12 protein-coding genes are annotated in these 19,061 nt (G+C 49.4%); 4 read left to right on the forward strand and 8 right to left on the reverse strand.

Annotated elements, in window-relative coordinates; all coding sequences use genetic code 11:
* Positions 1–22 precede the first annotated feature (22 nt).
* Entirely contained in the window at positions 23–955 is a 933-nt protein-coding gene (locus NFR99_RS10040) for a diacylglycerol/lipid kinase family protein (RefSeq protein ID WP_120484982.1), read from the reverse strand.
* 58 nt (positions 956–1,013) lie between these two features.
* On the reverse strand, positions 1,014–2,492 hold the full coding sequence (locus NFR99_RS10045) for an alanine/glycine:cation symporter family protein (RefSeq protein WP_120484983.1): 1,479 nt from the start codon (positions 2,490–2,492) through the stop codon (positions 1,014–1,016).
* A gap of 354 nt (positions 2,493–2,846) precedes the next feature.
* On the opposite strand from NFR99_RS10045, the gene NFR99_RS10050 reads away from it, so the two are divergent.
* The 4 genes from NFR99_RS10050 (at position 2,847) to nagA (ending at position 7,194) form a co-directional block, all read left to right on the forward strand.
* Entirely contained in the window at positions 2,847–4,457 is a 1,611-nt protein-coding gene (locus NFR99_RS10050; protein WP_251353537.1) for a CTP synthase, read from the forward strand.
* Positions 4,458–4,523: 66 nt separating this feature from the next.
* On the forward strand, positions 4,524–5,129 hold the full coding sequence (locus NFR99_RS10055) for a carbohydrate-binding family 9-like protein (RefSeq protein WP_120484985.1): 606 nt from the start codon (positions 4,524–4,526) through the stop codon (positions 5,127–5,129).
* Positions 5,130–5,146: 17 nt separating this feature from the next.
* Positions 5,147–5,875, forward strand: a complete 729-nt coding sequence (gene nagB, locus NFR99_RS10060) for a glucosamine-6-phosphate deaminase (protein WP_120484986.1) — start codon at positions 5,147–5,149, stop codon at positions 5,873–5,875.
* Between the two features lie 206 nt (positions 5,876–6,081).
* The gene (gene nagA, locus NFR99_RS10065) at positions 6,082–7,194 is read left to right on the forward strand and encodes an N-acetylglucosamine-6-phosphate deacetylase (RefSeq protein WP_120484987.1); all 1,113 of its coding nucleotides are present in this window, start codon (positions 6,082–6,084) and stop codon (positions 7,192–7,194) included.
* A gap of 86 nt (positions 7,195–7,280) precedes the next feature.
* Here the strand turns inward: nagA and NFR99_RS10070 are convergent, their stop codons facing one another.
* The 6 genes from NFR99_RS10070 to NFR99_RS10095 all read right to left on the reverse strand — a co-directional run bounded on the left by NFR99_RS10070 (position 7,281) and on the right by NFR99_RS10095 (position 18,804).
* Positions 7,281–8,441, reverse strand: coding sequence for a polysaccharide deacetylase family protein (locus NFR99_RS10070; RefSeq protein ID WP_251353538.1), 1,161 nt, complete (start codon positions 8,439–8,441; stop codon positions 7,281–7,283).
* Positions 8,407–9,135 (reverse strand): histidine phosphatase family protein, encoded by a 729-nt coding sequence (locus tag NFR99_RS10075; RefSeq protein ID WP_120484989.1) that lies wholly within the window; start codon positions 9,133–9,135, stop codon positions 8,407–8,409. Before NFR99_RS10075 ends, NFR99_RS10070 begins: the two co-directional genes overlap by 35 nt.
* 4 nt (positions 9,136–9,139) lie before the next feature.
* Positions 9,140–9,880, reverse strand: a complete 741-nt coding sequence (locus NFR99_RS10080) for an amino acid ABC transporter ATP-binding protein (protein ID WP_120484990.1) — start codon at positions 9,878–9,880, stop codon at positions 9,140–9,142.
* A 4-nt stretch (positions 9,881–9,884) separates the two neighbouring features.
* Positions 9,885–10,673, reverse strand: coding sequence for an amino acid ABC transporter permease (locus tag NFR99_RS10085; RefSeq protein WP_120484991.1), 789 nt, complete (start codon positions 10,671–10,673; stop codon positions 9,885–9,887).
* Positions 10,674–10,693: 20 nt separating this feature from the next.
* On the reverse strand, positions 10,694–11,563 hold the full coding sequence (locus NFR99_RS10090) for a transporter substrate-binding domain-containing protein (RefSeq protein WP_120484992.1): 870 nt from the start codon (positions 11,561–11,563) through the stop codon (positions 10,694–10,696).
* Positions 11,564–11,748: 185 nt separating this feature from the next.
* The gene (locus NFR99_RS10095; protein ID WP_251353539.1) at positions 11,749–18,804 is read right to left on the reverse strand and encodes a cadherin-like beta sandwich domain-containing protein; all 7,056 of its coding nucleotides are present in this window, start codon (positions 18,802–18,804) and stop codon (positions 11,749–11,751) included.
* Between the last annotated feature and the right edge of the window lie 257 nt (positions 18,805–19,061).

Consider the following 19,061-nt stretch of genomic DNA (forward strand, 5'->3'; position numbering starts at 1 on the left):
AATAACAGAGGAATAGCCGTCCCTATTCCTCTGTTATTTCCTCCTGCATTTCGCGGTTCGCCATAATAGCAACCGCCTGCATATAGTTCTTCACCTCCACTGTTCGGTGGATACCTCCAAATTCCCCGTCCAGCGTCCAGGGAATCTCCTCTTCTGATTCAAAGTACACCTGCCTTGCCTTTCTGGCATAAATCAGCTTGTTATCCATCTCCTGGCGCAGGATAGCTCCGAGAATTTCCTGAATTTCCAGTGCATTCTTCGGCCTGCGTATCAGAGTGACCTCAAATACACCATCATCTAACAGGACATTTTTTCCGGTAATATTCTTAAATCCCCCTACGGACTGGGAGTTCGTCACCATTCCAAAAATAAAATCATCTTCAATCAATTCTTCTCCAATGTGTATTTTTACACGGTAAGATTTCAGATTAAACAGCCGCTTGGCGCCCTCCAGAACATATGCCAGATGTCCCAGCACATTTTTCACTTCCTGCTTTGTCTGGTAAGACACGTCCGTAAACGCCCCAAAGGCAGCTATATATACAAAATAATTCTCATTAAATCCTCCGACATCGCACCGAAACGGCTGCTTCAGCGTAATACATATTGCTGCATTTTTCATATTCGCCGGAAGTCCCAGGCTCCCTGCAAAATCATTTGTACTGCCTGCCGGAATATACCCCACAGGCGCCCGCTGCTGCCGAGGCAGCTCCATCATGCCTGTGACAACCTCATCCAGAGTACCGTCGCCGCCGCTGCACACGATTATGTCATAATTCTGTGCGCGCCTGCGCGTAACCCGGCACGCATCCATTTTTCTCTGTGTCACATATACTTCTACATCCATCCTGTCCTTCACGAACACGTCGATGATTTCCAGCAGATGGTTTTTGATTAGCCCCTTTCCTGATTTGGGGTTTACAATAAAGAGGATTCTGCGCTTTTTCCCATCCATTTCCTGAAACCTCCGGAAAATCCAAATCTCTTACTTCTATTATATAATTTTCCTTCCTCTATTGGGAAGCTATTTTCTTTTCCTGCATTGCCTGTATGTCTTCATACGCAGACAGCATCGGCTTTACCGTCTTTCCACGGAAAGTACGGTCCACGTAATTCTTCGTAATAGCAGCCACCGTACCGGAAAGCGCCAGTACGCCAATCAGGTTCGGGATCGCCATCAATCCGTTCAGAGTATCTGCGATATCCCACGCCAAGTTCTGTCCCATCACTGCGCCGCCAAAAGTCGCGAGCGTAAAGATTATCTTATATATCATTGTAGCCTTCAAACCCAGAAGATATTCACACGCCTTACTTCCGTAATGGCTCCATCCTAAGACAGTGGAAAAAGCAAACAGGAGAATCGCAATGGCAATAAACATCTCCCCCGGTTTTCCAAACATCGCTCCAAACGCTGCAGACGCCAGGTTCGATGATTCTACTCCGGATACCAGCTGCCCCGTCGCCAAATCAATGTCGCCGGAAGCCAGAATGGATACTGCCGTCAGCGTACATACCACAATCGTATCTGCAAACACTTCAAAGATTCCCCACATCCCCTGCCGGACCGGCTCTGCTACATTTGAACTTGAATGAACCATAACCGAAGAACCAAGTCCTGCTTCATTCGAAAACACACCGCGCTTCATCCCCAGGATCACCGCCTGCCTGATGCCGAAACCGACAATACCGCCGCCCACAGCCTTCATGCCAAATGCGCTCTTAAAAATAGATGTGAAAATCGCAGGAACTGTCCCGATGTGTGTCACCAAAATGACGACAGCGCCCACTATGTACAAAACTACCATAAGCGGAACAATCTTCTCCGTAACCGCCGCAATACGTTTCAGACCGCCCAATACCACAATACCCACGGCCGCCATGATAAAAAGCCCTGTCACCCAGGTCGGAATTCCGAATGCAGAATTCATATTGCTGGAAATGGAATTGACCTGCGTCATATTACCAATTCCGAAAGAAGCAAGAAAACAGAAAACGGAGAATGCCCCTGCCAGGAAGATCCCGATTGCCTTACAATTCTTTTTCTCCCCCAAACCATATCGCAGATAATACATTGCGCCGCCTGACCATTCGTCGGCTGCATTTTTCTTACGGTAAAAAATGCCCAGCACATTTTCTGAATAATTTGTCATCATCCCGAAAAATGCAATAATCCACATCCAGAACACGGCTCCCGGACCGCCTGTGGCAATAGCCCCCGCCACACCCACAATATTTCCGGTTCCGACCGTAGCCGCCAGGGCAGTACACAGTGACTGGAACTGTGAAATAGATTTGTCTGTCGTATGAGCAGTCACTTCTTTACTTTTAAAGATATCTCCAATTGTTTTTTTCATCCAGTGGCCAATATGCCGAATCTGAAAAACGCCCGTCCGAGCGGTCATCAGAATCCCCACAAATCCCATCAAGACCAGCATAGGCGGCCCCCACACCCATCCGTTCACCGCACTGTTTATCGATTCTATCAATCCCATTGTTCTTTCCCCTTTCCTCCGTATACGATAATTTTCTGCACGGAAACCCTGCCGAATCCCTTCCGTACAGATACAAAAAGGACTTGGCAGACATCCAATCCCGCCAAGCGCCTTTGCTTTCCTACATTAATATATCGTAGTTTATATTGTATGTCAATCTGTATTTTACAGACCGGAATAATTCTGAAATTCCCTCTGTTCTTTTATGGCAAACGGGTGTATAATGCTTCCGTTACAAGAATATATGGAAGTGCCAAATACAGAGATGGAAGCACCGGATACCACAAAGATGTGGAATCAGGGGCTTCCATCTGCGTTTTCAGAAAACACCAATGGAGAAGAAGGAGGAGAACTATGTCAGTAAAATACGTTTTTGTCACGGGAGGAGTTGTCTCAGGGCTTGGAAAAGGTATCACAGCCGCATCCCTCGGCCGCCTTTTGAAAGCCCGGGGCTTCAAGGTCACCATGCAGAAATTTGACCCCTATATTAATATCGACCCCGGAACCATGAACCCTATCCAGCACGGGGAAGTGTTCGTCACTGACGATGGGGCGGAAACGGATTTGGATCTGGGGCATTATGAGCGGTTCATCGACGAAAGTCTGGATAAGGATTCCAATGTGACTGCCGGAAAGATTTACTGGTCTGTGCTCCAGAAGGAGCGGAGAGGAGATTTCGGCGGCGGTACGGTACAGGTTATTCCACATATTACCAATGAAATTAAGAGCCGTTTCTATCGGAATCCTGGCTCTACGGAAACGCACATCGCCATCATCGAAGTCGGCGGTACGGTAGGCGATATTGAAAGCCAGCCTTTCCTGGAAGCTATCCGGCAGTTTCGGCACGATGTGGGGTACGAAAACGCCATTTTAATCCACGTAACGCTGATTCCCTACTTAAAAGCCTCCGGAGAGATGAAAACGAAGCCTACCCAGGCCAGCGTAAAGGAACTGCAGGGAATGGGTATCCGTCCTGATATCCTGGTCTGCCGTTCCGAGCGTCCCCTGGAGGACGGCATTAAGGACAAAATTGCACTGTTCTGCAATGTGCCCAGCGCCCATGTCCTGCAAAACCTAGACGTGGAATACCTCTATGAAGCCCCGCTTGCCATGGAACAGGAACAGCTCGCCCAGGCAGCCTGTGAATGCCTGCACCTGGACTGCCCGAAGCCCGACCTTGAGGACTGGATAGCCACGGTGGACGCGCTGCGGCACCCCACCTCTGAAGTAACGATCGCACTGGTTGGTAAATACATCACCCTTCACGACGCCTACATCAGTGTCGCAGAAGCCCTGAAACACGGCGGTATCGCAGGACATGCCACGGTACACATAAAATGGGTAGATTCAGAACTGCTTATGGCAGAAAATGCCGGGGAGGTTCTGGGCGGCGTAAACGGCATCCTGGTGCCCGGCGGTTTTGGCGACAGGGGTATTGAAGGGAAAATCACGGCTATCCACTTTGCACGCACACACAAAATCCCTTTCCTCGGACTGTGCCTCGGAATGCAGCTTGCCATCGTAGAATACGCCCGGAATATCCTTGGGCTGAAGGATGCCCACAGCATCGAACTAAATCCTCATACTCCTTATCCTGTTATCGCCCTGCTGCCCGGACAGGACGGTATCAAAGATCTTGGCGGCACTCTGCGCCTGGGCGCATATCCCTGTGTGTTGGACGAAGATTCAAAAGCTTACGCGCTTTATGGAAAACAAACCATTTTTGAGCGCCACAGGCACCGCTATGAAGTCAACAATGACTACCGGGAAGCGCTCACCCGACACGGTATGAGACTCTCCGGCCTCTCTCCGGACGGGCGTATCGTGGAGATGGTCGAACTGAAAAACCACCCTTTCTTTATCGGCACACAGGCTCATCCTGAACTGAAGTCACGTCCAAACCGCCCTCATCCGCTGTTCCGCGGCTTTGTAGATTCTGCCCTAAAGAATATGAGGGGTAACTAAATTTTGTTGCATTTTTTCTATAAATGCGTTACACTTGTTGTATCAAAATGGAGTTTGGAGGGAATTATGAAATATCATATCAAAACTATTTCAAACAAATCTGAGATTACTTCCTGCCCACAGTTCAAGGTGGACAAATACAACTGGGGCGGCGATTACCGCCCGGAAACTTCCGGCGCCCTTGCCTTTATCCCGGGAACCGGATTCTATGTGAAAATGACCTGCCGGGAGAAAAATCCGGCGCGCGTCTACACTCAGCCAAATGACCCGGTACATTTAGACAGCACCATGGAGGCATTCTTCCAGTTCTATCCGGAAGAATTTCCGGAAATGTACCTGAACTTTGAAGCCAACTCAAACGGGGCGCTTCACGCCAAATACGGCAACGGGCGGAAGAACAGAAGCACATTCCCTGCAAACCTCCACGAAGCCTGCGCCTGCAAAGGAACGGTATATGAGGATTACTGGACGCTTGAGTTAACCGTACCGCTGGAGCTGATTGACTTTGTCTACGGCAAAAGTGATTTGAGCGCCGGTGACACCATCACCTGTAATTTCTACAAGATTAAAGAAAGTGAAGGGCTTACTCATTTTGGAAGCTATACGGTAATTGAAAACGAGACGCCGAACTTCCACTTACCGCAGTTTTTTGCAAAAGCAGTGATAGAATAAAAAGGAGAACAACGACTATGCAGATTTGTAAAACCAAAGACTATGACGACATGAGCAGAAAGGCAGCAAACATTATCGCTGCACAGGTTACCATGAAACCGGACTGCGTTCTGGGACTTGCTACAGGCTCCTCACCCATCGGCACTTATAAAGAGCTGATCGCACGCTATAACAACGGTGATTTGGATTTCTCCAAAGCAACCAGCGTAAACCTGGACGAGTACAAAGGTCTGCCTGGCGACAATGACCAGAGCTACCGCTATTTTATGAACCACAACTTCTTCGACCACGTAAATCTTCCGAAAGAGCGTACATTCGTGCCAGATGGAACAGAGCCGGACGCAGACAAAGCCTGTGACGCATACAACCAGATTATCGCTGACGTAGGCGGCATCGACCTGCAGCTTCTGGGTCTGGGACACAACGGCCACATCGGTTTCAACGAACCTGCCGACTGCTTCCCGCCTGTGACTCACTGTGTAGATTTGACCGCAAGCACCATCGACGCAAATAAGCGTTTCTTCGATTCCGAAGACGATGTGCCGAAACAGGCATATACTATGGGTATCGGAAATATCATGCTTGCCCGTAAAATCGTTGTAGTCGTAAGCGGCGCAGACAAAGCAGACATCCTCAAGAAAGTGGTAGAAGGCCCGATTACCCCTGAGGTTCCGGCTTCCATTCTCCAGCTTCATCCGGATGTTACCATCGTGGCAGACGAGGCTGCCGCAGCAAAATTAAGCTGAGTGTCAGATAAATCTGCCACTCAGCATAACACGATGCGCACAGCCACATAAGGAATTATGCCGCTTTGCGGCTGCGGCTAGCGCGATACTCATGGCAGATTTCATCAGCCATGAGTATAAATTAAATATGTAACCAGAGTTCAGCCTGGCCAGATGCAGACTGGCCGGGCTGAACTATAAATATCAAACAGAAAGGCTGATCATCCATGATTATTAAAAATGCAAGCGTTTTTGAAGAAAACGGAACTTTTGTCACAAAAGATGTTTATATTGAAAACGGGCTGTTTGCAGATTCTTCCACAGACGATACAGTAATTGACGCTTCTAATCTTTATGCGATTCCGGGGCTTACCGACATCCATTTTCATGGCTGTGTAGGACACGACTTCTGCGACGGCACCCATGAAGCTATCCGCGCGATTGCAGAATACGAACTGAAAAACGGCGTGACTGCCATCTGCCCCGCCACCATGACCTATGATGAAGATACCCTTTCCAAGATTGCCGAAGCTGCTGCCAGCTATGATAATGCCTCCGGTGCGGAACTGGTAGGCATCAACATGGAAGGCCCGTTTATCTCCCCGGCAAAGAAAGGCGCACAGAACGGAAAATACATCCATAAACCGGATGCAGACATGTTCCGCCGCCTCCAGGAAAAAGCAGGCGGCCTGTTTAAGCTGGTGGATATTGCCCCCGAAGAGGAAGGCTCCATGAAGTTCATTGAGGCTCTCAAAGACGAAGTGACAATTTCTCTCGCGCATACCACGGCAGATTTTGACATTGCCAACGAAGCATATCAAAAAGGCGCAAGGCATACCACACATCTGTACAATGCCATGCCCTCTTTCTCACACCGGGCGCCAGGCGTTATCGGCGCTGCCTGTGATAATGAGCATGTGCGGGTAGAGCTGATTGCAGACGGCATCCATATCCATCCGGCTGTGGTACGCACTACTTTCAAAATGTTCGGCAGCAACCGCGTCGTCCTCATCAGCGACAGCATGATGGCTACCGGCCTGACAGACGGAGACTACTCCCTGGGCGGACAGGCAGTAAAAGTAGTGGGACAACTCGCTACCCTGGCTGACGGAACTATCGCCGGCTCTGCTACCAATCTGATGGGATGCGTCCGTTCCGCAGTCAAAAATATGGGAATCCCTCTGGGAACTGCCATAAAAGCTGCTGCCGTAAATTCCGCAAAAGCAATCGGCATCTACGATAACTACGGAAGCATTACACCGGGCAAGAAAGCAAACCTGGTGCTTCTTGACAAAGATTTAAATATCGTGAAGATTTTCTTCAAAGGAAACGAAATATAAATCAACGAAAATATCAATCCCCTGTGTACTGATTCATTAACCGTACACAGGGGATTTTTCTTTCTTCCGAGCCGTGAAAGCATACCTCAGCGTACCGCCGTATACACGCTCCCCGCCTGCAATTTTTTCTTCTTATATTTCGCCAGCTCACTGACAGTTACCAGCTGATAGCCTTTCTGCCGGAGCATCGGAATGATGCGCTCTGCCGCCTCAACCGTAGGCAGATGAATATCATGCATCAGCACAATAGAACCATCCCTTGCGTCGCGCATGACCGACTGAATCGTGCTCTGGACATTTCTTGTTTTCCAGTCCAGGGTGTCTACATCCCAAAGAATCAGCGGCATCCCGGCTGCAGAAGCCACTGTGCTGTTATATGCCCCATAAGGCGGCCGCAGCAAGGTGGGCTCATGCCCGCATGCATTATGGATAGCACGTCTGGTATTTTGAATCTGTGCTGCCAAAGCCGTCTGATCCAGGCGGGTAAGCAGCGGATGGCTCCAGCTATGGTTTCCGATTTCACACCCCATCTGATATGCACTCTTTACGGTACTTTTGTAATTTCCTACACTGCTCCCTACCAGAAAGAATGTTGCCACTGCATGGTTCTTCTTCAGGCATTTCAACAGCCTGTCTGTATAGGGCCCCGGACCATCGTCAAATGTCAATGCAATCATAGGCTTTTCCGGGTTTATCCGTACCTTTACTTCCGGCTGGTAAACGCCCCCTTTGCTGAAATGGTAACCTTTATTTTTAATAAAATAGTCTCCTGTCACCCTGGCGCCTTTGGAATCCAGATAGTACCTCCGGCCATCCGGCAGCGTCATCCATCCTTTTTTCATCTTTCCGTGGTTTCCAAAGTAACGGTATTTCCCTTTTACCTTCACCCACCGTCCGGAAACCATCACACCGTTTTTCTTGAAGTAATATTTATAGTTTCCAATCTTCCGCCAGCCGGTTACTTTCTTTCCATTCGAGGCGATGTAATATTTCTTTCCTTTATATGTCTGCCATCCCTTTCCTGTGAACATTTCTTTCCGGCTTCCGGCCTTCTGATAAGGCAGGCTGTCCGCAGCCTGTATATTCATCCCTCCGGCCAGAAGGCACAAAAACAGCAAAAACGCAAGTATACCTCTCTTCACTACAACTCCCCCTTCATATACGATGAAGCCATCCAACAGAAATACATCGCCGCTGTATGGCCCCATAACCCTAATGCCTTTCTTCTGTATTTCCAAATGTCTCACAAAACCGCGCCGCAAAAGACGGCTCTTCGCCTCCTGCATACAAGTGTGAAACATCGCCGTAAGCGCTCATTCGGAAACTGGCGATACCCTGACGGCGTTCTTCTGTATTAACCGTGGTTACTCCCGTGGGCGCAGAGCACAGATGATGCCACAGCAGCATCGGCGATATATTGAACAGGTGGGAAAGCAGCACGCAGCCCAGTGCAAAATGACAGAAAAATACAATCGTATCCTCATTCTCCTGCTCTACCCGGTAGTAATTCCGCTCTCTGCGGTAACCGTGAACCGCAAGAAAATCATCCAGCTGTGATGTGACCCTGTCATACTCCTCTTTCACTCCGGCTTCCCGGAAAATGCTGCACTCATGCCAGTGTTCACAACTATAAAACCTTTCGTCTGCCATCCAGTCCTGGGGAAGCCAGTCCCAGGCAACCTTCCTGGTTCCGTTCCCATCCGGACGGAGCACTTTGGGCCGAAACTCTTCTAACCACTCCAGTGTAACCGCCGTTCTTCCCATCGCCTCCAGCGTAGCCTTTGCCGTATCTTTCGCACGCCCCAGGGGTGAAACATAGAACTCTTTCACATCCAGCTTCGAAATCCTTTCCGCCAGAAGCGCAGCTTCTTTCCACCCTTTCTCTGTCAGGGAATCTATCGAATAATCCGGCTCTCCATGACGGATAATTAAAAGCTTCATACTGTCACCCTCTCGTAAATCGATTTAAAAACTCTTTCGTCAAAGGATTCCGTGGCTCTGCAAAAATCTGCTGCGGCGTCCCCTCCTCGGCAATTACACCGTTCGCCATATATACCACATGGCTGGACACATCCCGGGCAAACGCCATCTCATGAGTTACAATCAACATCGTCATGCCCTCTTCCGCCAGCTTCTTGATAACCTCCAGAACCTCGCCTACCATCTGTGGATCCAGGGCGGAAGTCGGCTCATCAAACAACAGAACCTCCGGTTCCATCGCTAGCGCGCGGGCAATTGCCACACGCTGTTTTTGTCCGCCGGATATCTGCCGGGGCTTTGCATTGATATAGGGAGCCATCCCTACTTTCTCCAAATATTTCATGGCGTTTTTCCCGGCTTCCTCTCTGCCCATCTTCAGAACCTTCGTCTGCCCTACGATACAGTTTTCCAGTACGGTCATATTGTTAAACAGATTAAAGCTCTGGAACACCATACCTACTTTTGCCCGGTACGAAGCGGCGTTCATCTTCCCATCCAGGATATTCTTCCCGTGGTAAACGATATCTCCTGCCGTAGGCGTCTCCAGCAGGTTAATACAGCGGAGCATCGTGGATTTTCCTGAGCCGGAAGCGCCTATGATGCTGGTAACGTCGCCTTTCTGCACGGAAAAGTCAATATCTTTTAAGACCACATTTTTGCCAAATGCCTTGCTTAAATGCCTGATTTCCAATAATGTCTCAGCCATCGCTTTACTCCTCCTTTTCCTTGTCGCTGTATTTCAGCATCCCGCTCGTATATGCCAGTGTATCCGTCGTCGCCAAATCATAGCTGTCCGGCCCGTCAAGCTTGCCTTCCCAGAACCGCAGGATTCGGGAACAGGTAAAGGTCAGGATAAAGTAAATAACCATAGCAATAGTGAACGCCTCAAAGTATGTATAAAACGCCCCTGCCACTCCTTTGGTTGTGTAGAACAGCTCCACGATGCCGATAATAGAAAGCACGCAGGTGTCCTTAATATTGATAATCAGGTTGTTTCCAATCTGCGGCATGATATTTCGTATCGCCTGAGGAAGTATAACATAAAGCATCGTCTGCACATGCGTCATACCGATGGCTTTCGCCCCCTCTGTCTGTCCCTCGTCGATAGACAGGATGCCGCCCCTCATAGTTTCCGCCATATATGCTCCCGTATTGATTGACACGATAAAAAATGCCGCAAACCACATGGACATATTAATGTTAAATACTGCCGCAGAGCCAAAATAGATAAACATTGCCTGTGCCATCATAGGCGTTCCCCGGAATACCTCTACATAAACATTTAAAATAAATTTGACAATCCACAGAATCCCTCTCTTTACCACCGAATCCTTCTTCTCCACGGGAATCGTCTGGATAATGCCTGCCACAAAGCCGATAAGGCATCCGATAAATGTTCCCACCAATGCAATCACCATAGTCACTCCCGCCCCTTTCAGGAAGGAACCGCCATACTGCTGCAGCAAATATACAATCCTGCCCCCAAAATCACCTGGCATAGTCTCTGTTCCTCCTTGTCTTATTCAGAAAGGGGCTGTACGGAAATCGCCTCATCCATCATCTTCGTGTAATCCTCTACCGTCATTTTCTCAAGTACGCTGTCAATCGCCTCACGCAGTTCATCGTTGCCTTTCTGTACGGAGATACCGATGTTGATATCTTCTTCAGACACCTCAAACGCGCCTTCTGCGTTCTCAGAAAAGTCCAAAAGCTTAAAGTCAGGATAAGCCACGCACGCCGCCATACCTGTAGGCATGTCCGTTACCACCGCGTCACATTTCCCGGAATCCAGGGCAACCAGCATAGCCGGGGCAGACTCCTGTGCCGGAAGGACATTTGCGTCTGCAATCTGCGGCAGGCAGACATTGTACCAAATCGTATTCTGCTGAGATGTACAGGTGACGCCTTTCAAATCCTCTACGCTCTTCGCTTCCGCATATGCGCCGTCACCCTTTACCAGAGTAACAATGGATGCATAATAATAAGGCTTCGTGAAATCTACCATTTCCTGACGGTCCTTCGTGATGGACTGACCGGCAATTACACAATCAACTGTTCCCGACTGTACCGCCGGAACCAGGGAATCCCAGTCAAGCTTTACAATTTCCAGCTCATATCCCAGCTCATCGCAGATATGCTGCGCCATCTTTACGTCATAACCATACGCATAGTCGGAACTTCCTGAAATTGGAACCGCGCCATTATCGTTTGTAGGCTGCGTCCAGTTGTAAGGGGCATAGCCGCACTCCATGGCTACCTTCAGGGTTTTCTTTTCTCCGTCTGCACCTGCTGCCGTCTCTGGTGTTTTATTCGATCCGCATCCTGCCAGTACGCTGACTGCCATGACTGATGTAAGTACCAACGCTGTCAATTTTTTCGTTTTTCTCATTTCTTCTCTCCTCTTTTCCTGCCGGGAAACCGCCCGGCTATATTCTGTAGGGTTTCCCGCCTCCTAAAAAACGGGCAGGGAAAAAGGCGCATCGAGAGCGCTTTCACCGCCTCTCTGCGCCTTTTTCCATAAATAAATTATAGTGAGTGAACGTAGGAAAGTCAATACTTTTTCCGGAGTATCCTTTATTTCCGGTTAAATACCGCCTTCTTCCCTGCCTTCATCTGCTTTTTCAGCTTTTTCAGCTGCTTTGCGCTCATCTTCTTCGGAACACGTATCCTGCACGCCGCTTTCATTCCTTTGAACGCCTGCCTTCCAATTGACGGCGCCTGCTTCCCTTTAAACAGGATTGTTTTGAGCTTTGTACATTTATAAAATGCCTTTGCGCCAATGTTCTTTACATTCACGCCAATCGTAACGCTCACAAGCTTTTTACTTTTCTGGCATGCGCCTTTTGCAATTTCCGTCACTTTAAAGGTGTACCCGTCCTTCTTCACACTTGCCGGAACCTCTATCTTTTTCGTTCCCGGCGCTTTTACCAGCGATACCGTCCCTTTTTTCGCATCGGACTTTGTAACCTTATAGCGGTATCCTTTCACGGCGAAAGAAGCGCCTTTCTTCGGTACTGCCGGAACCGGCAGCGGCGCAGGCGGGGCCGGAGGGTTAGGTACGGCAGGCGTACCTCCGCTTTCCTGCTTTCTCACCAACAAGTTTCGCGCGCTCTGCAGCCTTGCCAATGCCACACGCAGAGAAGCTTCATCTGCACTGCTCTCCAGCACCCTGCGCACGTCCTGAAGAACTGCCAGATACCCTGCCACACTTTCAGGCGTATACAGATCCAAGTCCTTTCTGCTCTCCGCTTCCTGAAGGGCTGTCTGCAGCCTGTTCCGAGCAGCCGCCAGGGAAGTAATATATTCCGCCGTATAAGCGCTGTTCTTTGTCACACTGGAAATGGTAAATTCAGCCTCTCTGGAAAGCTCTGTGCCGTCCTCATCATTCCAGGACCAGAACTCATATCCCGGCTTCTTTCCTGCCATCAGCGTCAAAGACTCTCCGTCGTCAACACCGATTGTTCCATTCACTGTCAGTTTATTCCCGCTCCGGGCCTTTAAAAGTCCCCAGCCTTCCATATCTGTCCGGTAAGTTACGGTGTGTCTGGGTTTCGCCCCGGGCAGCGGCCGTGTGAACTTCACATCTCCCAGGCTTACATAATCATTCTCTATGCCGTCTTCCGTCCCGTCTACTTCAATAACCAGCTCCTGCGCACCTGTCACATCAAAGTCCAGCAGCACTGCCGGGGTGTCCGCCCTCAGCACATTATCTTCGCCTCCTCCGTCGTCAATGAGCCTGCCGTCCAGATATACCCGGTAGCGTACAGAAGCCTCATCTGCCCTGGCCTCCTGGTCGACGCCCAGATATCCCGAGAACCATGTGAAGCCCATTCCTTCGATACGGTAGATCAGTATCATCGGGTCTTCTACGCTTCCTGCACATCCGCCAACACCTTTCGCAAAAAACTGTGTCGTCCCATCCTCCATCAAAAGCTTAATCGGTGTGTCTACAAAACTGAAATCTTTTCGGAAATCTCCCAGCCCGCTCAGAGACTCCTCATCAAAGTCAATATAAGTTTCCCCATTCCCGTCAATATCCAGCAGATATTCCCTGCTCTCACTTTTATCCGGTGAGATTACTTTTAAACAAATCCGGTTCATTCCCGCTTTCAGCGGAATCTCTCCGCTAAGCTCTCCATCCATTTCATGTAAAAGCTCTCCGCCCACATACAACTGAATCTGTGCCGCATCCTCCTGCGCCGCCGCCGTCAGCAGCACTGTTTCCTCGTTGGCTGTCCCTGTATAAGACAGGACGCCCGCTGAAAAAACCTCATTCAGGAAAACACCGGACGTAAAGCCCAGCTCTTCCAAAGCTGCATTCTTATCACTGGGCACATACGCTTCAATATAATAACAGGTTTCCGGCGCCAGCGTCTCAGGCTTTACCCTGATTGCGATATCATTCATCCCGGGAAGCATCTGTACCTCTGCTTCCGTCCCTTCCATATTTTTTCCATTCACACAGACACTCACGGACGCCTTTACCGATTTAGGGGTCATCAGCATCTCCAAAGTTTCCTGATTCCTCTCCAGCAATATTCTATAAGGATTATCTAATGTAAAGCCCAGCGGGTTGACCGGAACTGCCCTGCCGTCCAGGCTGAGTCCGCGCAGCACAGACTCAGAATCCCCCCATCGGCTCAGTATGAAACGGTACTCTGCCTGAGTTTTCCCATCCTCCGCCGTAACGCGCACTAAAACCACGTTTCGCCCGGCAGACAGTTTCATGAAAAATCCACGGCTTTCCCCCTCCGCTGCGCATTCTCTCCCATTTAAGAATACTTCCATAGATGCCGCCTCATCCAGTGTCTCAAATACGGCCTGCACTGCATCCTGTTTCTGGGGAACTGCCGCTATATATCCTTTTGTATAACGGCTGAACTCCTCCATTCCTTCAATCTCCGGAAATACCGCCATGCGCAGAGAAGCTTCTGCCGCTCCATGTGCCGGAAGCGTATCGATCCGCAGCGCTCTGGATTCCACCGGGGTTCCATACAGGCCGTGCTCGTCTTGCGGAACCACCACGGCCCGCACCCATTTTCCACTCAGGGAAGCCGGTGCAGTAATCCGGCTTCCTGACAGTCCCGGAATCAGCTCATAAACTCCTTCTGCCTCATCTGCCGCTTCCCATTTTACCAGATGCGTGCCTTCTCTATCATAGTTCCCATCCTGAAAACCTCCCAGGGCAGCGCTCAGTATCCCTTCTGTCTCATCATAGATACATACGGCTCCCAGCGCAAACGGAACCTGATTGTCCTCCGTTAACGGAATCTGCTGCTCTGCGCCGTCATTTATCCGAACCCGAAAATCTGAAAACACAAAGGAATCCCTCCATGTCACGCCGCTGTCTCCCCCCGTGACAAATCCTATCTGGAAAGAATCTGTAAGCGGCATCCGGATATTCGGACGCTTCGCTTTTAAGTCCTCCTGCCAGGTAGTCGTGCTGCCTCCCACATATTTCCGCTCTTTCCATTCTCCATCTTCAGAGGTCTTATAATATGCCCGCAGCCCGTCCAGGGTGTTTCCTTCCTTTACCAGCTTAAGCCAGATATCCGTTTCCGGCGGGGCGTCTTCTCCCTCGCCCTCATATACCCAGTCGTCGCTGTCTCTCGCATCCTCTACAGTTACTTTTATTTTTCCATCCGGGTCAGAATTGGCATGTTTCCTTCCCACTGAAAAATAATCGTCTTCCCCCTGGAAAAAAATCAGTCCTGCTTCCTGCCATCTTCCTGTCGTCTTGCCATGCATCTTTACTGTCGCTTCCACTTTCTTCATGGATTCACCCAGTGTATACAGAAATAGATTCTTGGGTTCCTGCTCCTTGAACAGCCCCGACGGCTGTGCTTTAATCTCTATCCGATCCTGCGCTTCACCTGTAACGCTCCAGTTTTCCCTGTCTGAGTTCAGGATATCCATTGTCGGCACCTTACTGCCTTTATTAATAATTACCAGCTTCCGCGCCTCCAGCCCATTTGCCGTCCTTGCCACCAGCTCTACTGCCCCATCTGCATTTGCCGTCAGCCTCCCTGCAGAATCTATGGATGCACAGGCAGTGCCGGCCTGGGTATCTGCATCAACGACTCTCCATGACACCCAGGGATTCACGCCTCCCGGAGCCAAAACCGCCTGATATTGCTTCGTTTCTCCATGTACATTTATAATAGAATCCCCGGCAATAGACACTGCCTGAGGCAAAACTGCCGCTTCTGTCCCTACTCTTTGAGGCTGCGTCCTAACCGGAGCGCCATACAAGCCCTTGCTGTCCCTGGGTATGACCACTGCCCTCACCCATTTTCCTGCAAAATCCAATGCATTTACATTTTCTGTGCCCGTTGCGTCTGACAGTTCATAAGTATCCGCCTGACCATCCGCCGCCTCCCACCTTACGATAGGAATCCCAGGCTCATCTCCGTCTGCGTCTGAGAACTCTCCAGGGCTGACACTCAATGCTCCGGCTCCATAGCTGCATGTCCCTTCCGCCATTACGGGCGCTGTGTTATGGTATGTCAGCAGACCGTTTTTTAACTCACTGCCTTCAGTTCCCACCTGCAAATCATAAAATTCAAACGCCGTTCCCCGGGCGCTCACACTACAACATGCCATAATACCAATACGAAAATCTGACCCAAGCCCGGCATTTTCATAGCTGCCTGCAGACGTCCATCCCTCATCTATCCAGCCTTCCGTATTTTCATTTCCCTCTGTTTTATAAAAACCCGAAATTGTATCCCCACTTTTCACCAGCTTCAGCCAAACCGCAGATTCTTCGTCTATATCAGCATACGGCTCATTTTCCTCCGCAGCAACATCATCCGTTTCACTCACCATCTGAATAAAAGGATCCCCCTCACGGTTCCTTCGTCCAAGAATTGTGAAATTACCGTTATCCTTGTAAAAAACCAATCCTGCCTCATCACCATTTATTTTGGTCTTCCCTTTCATCTTTACGACAGCCGTTACATTTTCCAGGTTTCCGAATATTTCCTTGTGGCTTAGATAAAGGTTGTCCACATAATTAAACTTATTCTGGTTATAAATCCCGCCATTCTGAGCATTAATCTTTATCCCTCCGTCAGCCAGCACATGCCATTCATTCGGACGCCGTCTCACATTCTCCATATACGTTTTATTTTCGATCCAGTTCCCTTTCCGGATAACGAGAAGTTTCCGTGCCTCCAGAGCCCCGGCCTTCGCCACCACTTCAACCACACCGTCCGACTGTGTCGTCAGTTCGCCTGTCGCGGCGTCTATCACGGCATGCCTTGTCTCACTCCTGCCGTCCGCAGCGTCTACCACTTTCCAGGTAACTTCACTGCTTCCCGCCGGATTCTGCTCTGCAATATAATGAAGCGTTCTGCCATGTTCACTTACTGTCTCATCCGCGTCCCCGCACCGGATAGAAAGCGCCGCCTCACCCGGTTCCTCTACTGTCACTGTCTGCCACTCTGAAACGTATTTCTTACCGCCTGCCATTGTACAGGCGCGCACCTTCGCCGTTCCTGGCCGTAGCCCTGTAATTTCTCCGGCGTAGTTCACAGACACCACATCTTCATTTCTGACTTCATAAGCAATCGTTCCCACTGCCGGAAGCGCTGCCGCATTTCCTCTGAAATCCAGGTTTTCCCCTTCTCCCTGAGAAATATCCGTTCCTGCGTTCATGTTACTTGTGCTGCCCCCCAGTTTCAGTCCCGCATCGTAGCTGTTTCCTGAAAGCATTACCTCCCGGCATCCGTCAAAGGTATAGAGTTCCGAAGAACTCACCTTCCCCGCCAGCCCTGCCGTAAGCCGGCTTTTTCCATTCACACGAAGCGTTTCCGGTGTCTGCAGGCTCACCGTCACATCCGGCGCATACCGATAAATCTCATTATCTGTAAAGCTCAGCCCTTTCACACTTCTGGCGCTCAGGACATAGCTGTTTTCCATATAAAAAGTATTTTCCCTAATACGGATATTCTCATATACGGGCTCCTCTACAATACTTGCCGACATAAGCGGCTCCACCAAAACTGCCGCCTCTCCAGAGCCGGGACGCCGGAAAATATTATTTGCAACCGTCACATCCCTTGCCTGACCTGCTTCAAATTTCTCAACCGTATCGCTGGAAATACATACGGATGCTTTCCCCATGCCGTCAAAAACATTATCCTGAATCAACACATTCTTTCCGGTTCCCACCCGGATACCCTCGGAAGGACATTCCTTAAACAGATTACCGGTAATCTCCACTTCCGGCATATAGGTTAGATTTTCCACCACATATTCCTCCCCGTCTTTCAGTGGAATGTCCCGGTTCAACGTAATAATGATTTCATTCAGAGAGCCGCTTCCGCTCGCAAGCACGCCGCCTTCGCCCGCCGGACCTGATACCTCTTCAACAATCGCCTCAGAACTTGCTGCCTTCATAGTTTCCCTAGATACGAACTTTACTTTATCCCCTTTAAAAAAGTTAGGGAATCCCTCCGTCTGATGCTGCAAATCTGTAAATTTAACCTTGTACTGACGGTCTGAAATACGTTCTGTCACCAGATTGTAAATCCCATGAATATCCACCGTCGGACCGCAGGCATTCGAAAACATACATCCGGTTATCTGTACTTTTCCCCCGCATCCTGCCAGCCGTATGAAGTCTGTATAGCCTGCTGCAGCTCTTCCGCTGCCCTCCGGCGGCTCAAAGTCTATATTTGCAAAAGTAAGATTCTTCGAATGCTGCCCCACGATACCTGCTCCATGCATAAAATGTACGTCCAGATTTTCCAGTACAATATCCTCGCTTTTCCACAAAAACATCCCCGCATGGTCTCGTACTGTCCTGCGCATCTGATAACAGTTCCCCGGTTTAATTGTAGGGGACTTTCCCCCGTCGCGGTAATTGAACTGAAGCCTGCGGTTTCCCAGCTCTCGGATACTCACCACATTATTAAGCAAACGGTTGGCGTCCTGTGCTACCCGCCCTTCTGTTGTATAATATACCTGCCGATAGGAAGATATACTGCCCTCTTCCGTCCAGTAAGGCTTTCCTGTATATGGACTTACATCACTCTTCCAGGTAATGCTCTTTCCCTGCTTTACTTCATAATCATAACACTCGGGAATATGGACAGTAATCGAATTCCCTGACATAGATTCTACTGTCACATCTACTACCGTGGGTACGTAAAAATCAAATGCAAAATCTTCAAACCTGATATTCCTGCATCGTATAGCAGCAAAAGTTGTCATCTTCCCATGAAACATAAAAAGCGAACCATTTCCCCTAATGGTCACATTTTCCATATCTTCCAGCAAAAATCCGACAGTCTTCATCTTGTACCTGGAATCTGAGCCTGCTGTGTTCGCAATATAAAGCTCTCGAACGGAAGCCTTATCCGGATAAATATGATATTCCCCGAACGGAAAGTCCAGGACAACCTGCCCCTCTGCTGTCTCCGATGCTGCTTTTGCAGCCGCAATCGCTTTCTGTATAGCAGGCGCATTATCCCTCATGCCGCCTGGTGACACCCCATATTCTGTCACATCAATAACAATTTCTTTTCCCTGTGCAGCCTCCGCGTCCACAGCCATTTGCGGCATAAGTACGGAAAGCAGCATACAAAAAAACACTACAAATGCCGTTCCTTTTTTTCCGCCCATAAAATCCTTCCCTTCCCCTGTAAACTGGCAAATCTCTCATAAATTATAGTATAATCCAAACTTCCCCAAAACTCAACTGCACAATCCTAATTTGCCGTAAACTGCCGCACGCAAAGAACCGCTCCCTTTCCGGGAGCGGTTCTTAGTATTTCCTGTATTGCTTATTTTGTTACTTTTGCGCTTTTTGCCCCTGCTTTCTTTACTTTCTTAAGCAGAGCTTTGCGGTCTTTCGCCTTTTTCAGTTTCTTCGCTTTAAC

The sequence above is a fragment of the Hominisplanchenecus murintestinalis genome (assembly GCF_943193015.1).
GTDB lineage: Bacteria > Bacillota > Clostridia > Lachnospirales > Lachnospiraceae > Hominisplanchenecus_A > Hominisplanchenecus_A murintestinalis.

Bases quoted from the DNA above. Each gene is read 5' to 3' on its own strand.
- NFR99_RS10040 (WP_120484982.1), bottom strand. From the start codon at position 955: ATGGATGGGAAAAAGCGCAGAATCCTCTTTATTGTAAACCCCAAATCA.
- NFR99_RS10045 (WP_120484983.1), bottom strand. From the start codon at position 2,492: ATGGGATTGATAGAATCGATAAACAGTGCGGTGAACGGATGGGTGTGG.
- NFR99_RS10050 (WP_251353537.1), top strand. From the start codon at position 2,847: ATGTCAGTAAAATACGTTTTTGTCACGGGAGGAGTTGTCTCAGGGCTT.
- NFR99_RS10055 (WP_120484985.1), top strand. From the start codon at position 4,524: ATGAAATATCATATCAAAACTATTTCAAACAAATCTGAGATTACTTCC.
- nagB (WP_120484986.1), top strand. From the start codon at position 5,147: ATGCAGATTTGTAAAACCAAAGACTATGACGACATGAGCAGAAAGGCA.
- nagA (WP_120484987.1), top strand. From the start codon at position 6,082: ATGATTATTAAAAATGCAAGCGTTTTTGAAGAAAACGGAACTTTTGTC.
- NFR99_RS10075 (WP_120484989.1), bottom strand. From the start codon at position 9,135: ATGAAGCTTTTAATTATCCGTCATGGAGAGCCGGATTATTCGATAGAT.
- NFR99_RS10080 (WP_120484990.1), bottom strand. From the start codon at position 9,880: ATGGCTGAGACATTATTGGAAATCAGGCATTTAAGCAAGGCATTTGGC.
- NFR99_RS10085 (WP_120484991.1), bottom strand. From the start codon at position 10,673: ATGCCAGGTGATTTTGGGGGCAGGATTGTATATTTGCTGCAGCAGTAT.
- NFR99_RS10090 (WP_120484992.1), bottom strand. From the start codon at position 11,563: ATGAGAAAAACGAAAAAATTGACAGCGTTGGTACTTACATCAGTCATG.
- NFR99_RS10095 (WP_251353539.1), bottom strand. From the start codon at position 18,804: ATGGGCGGAAAAAAAGGAACGGCATTTGTAGTGTTTTTTTGTATGCTG.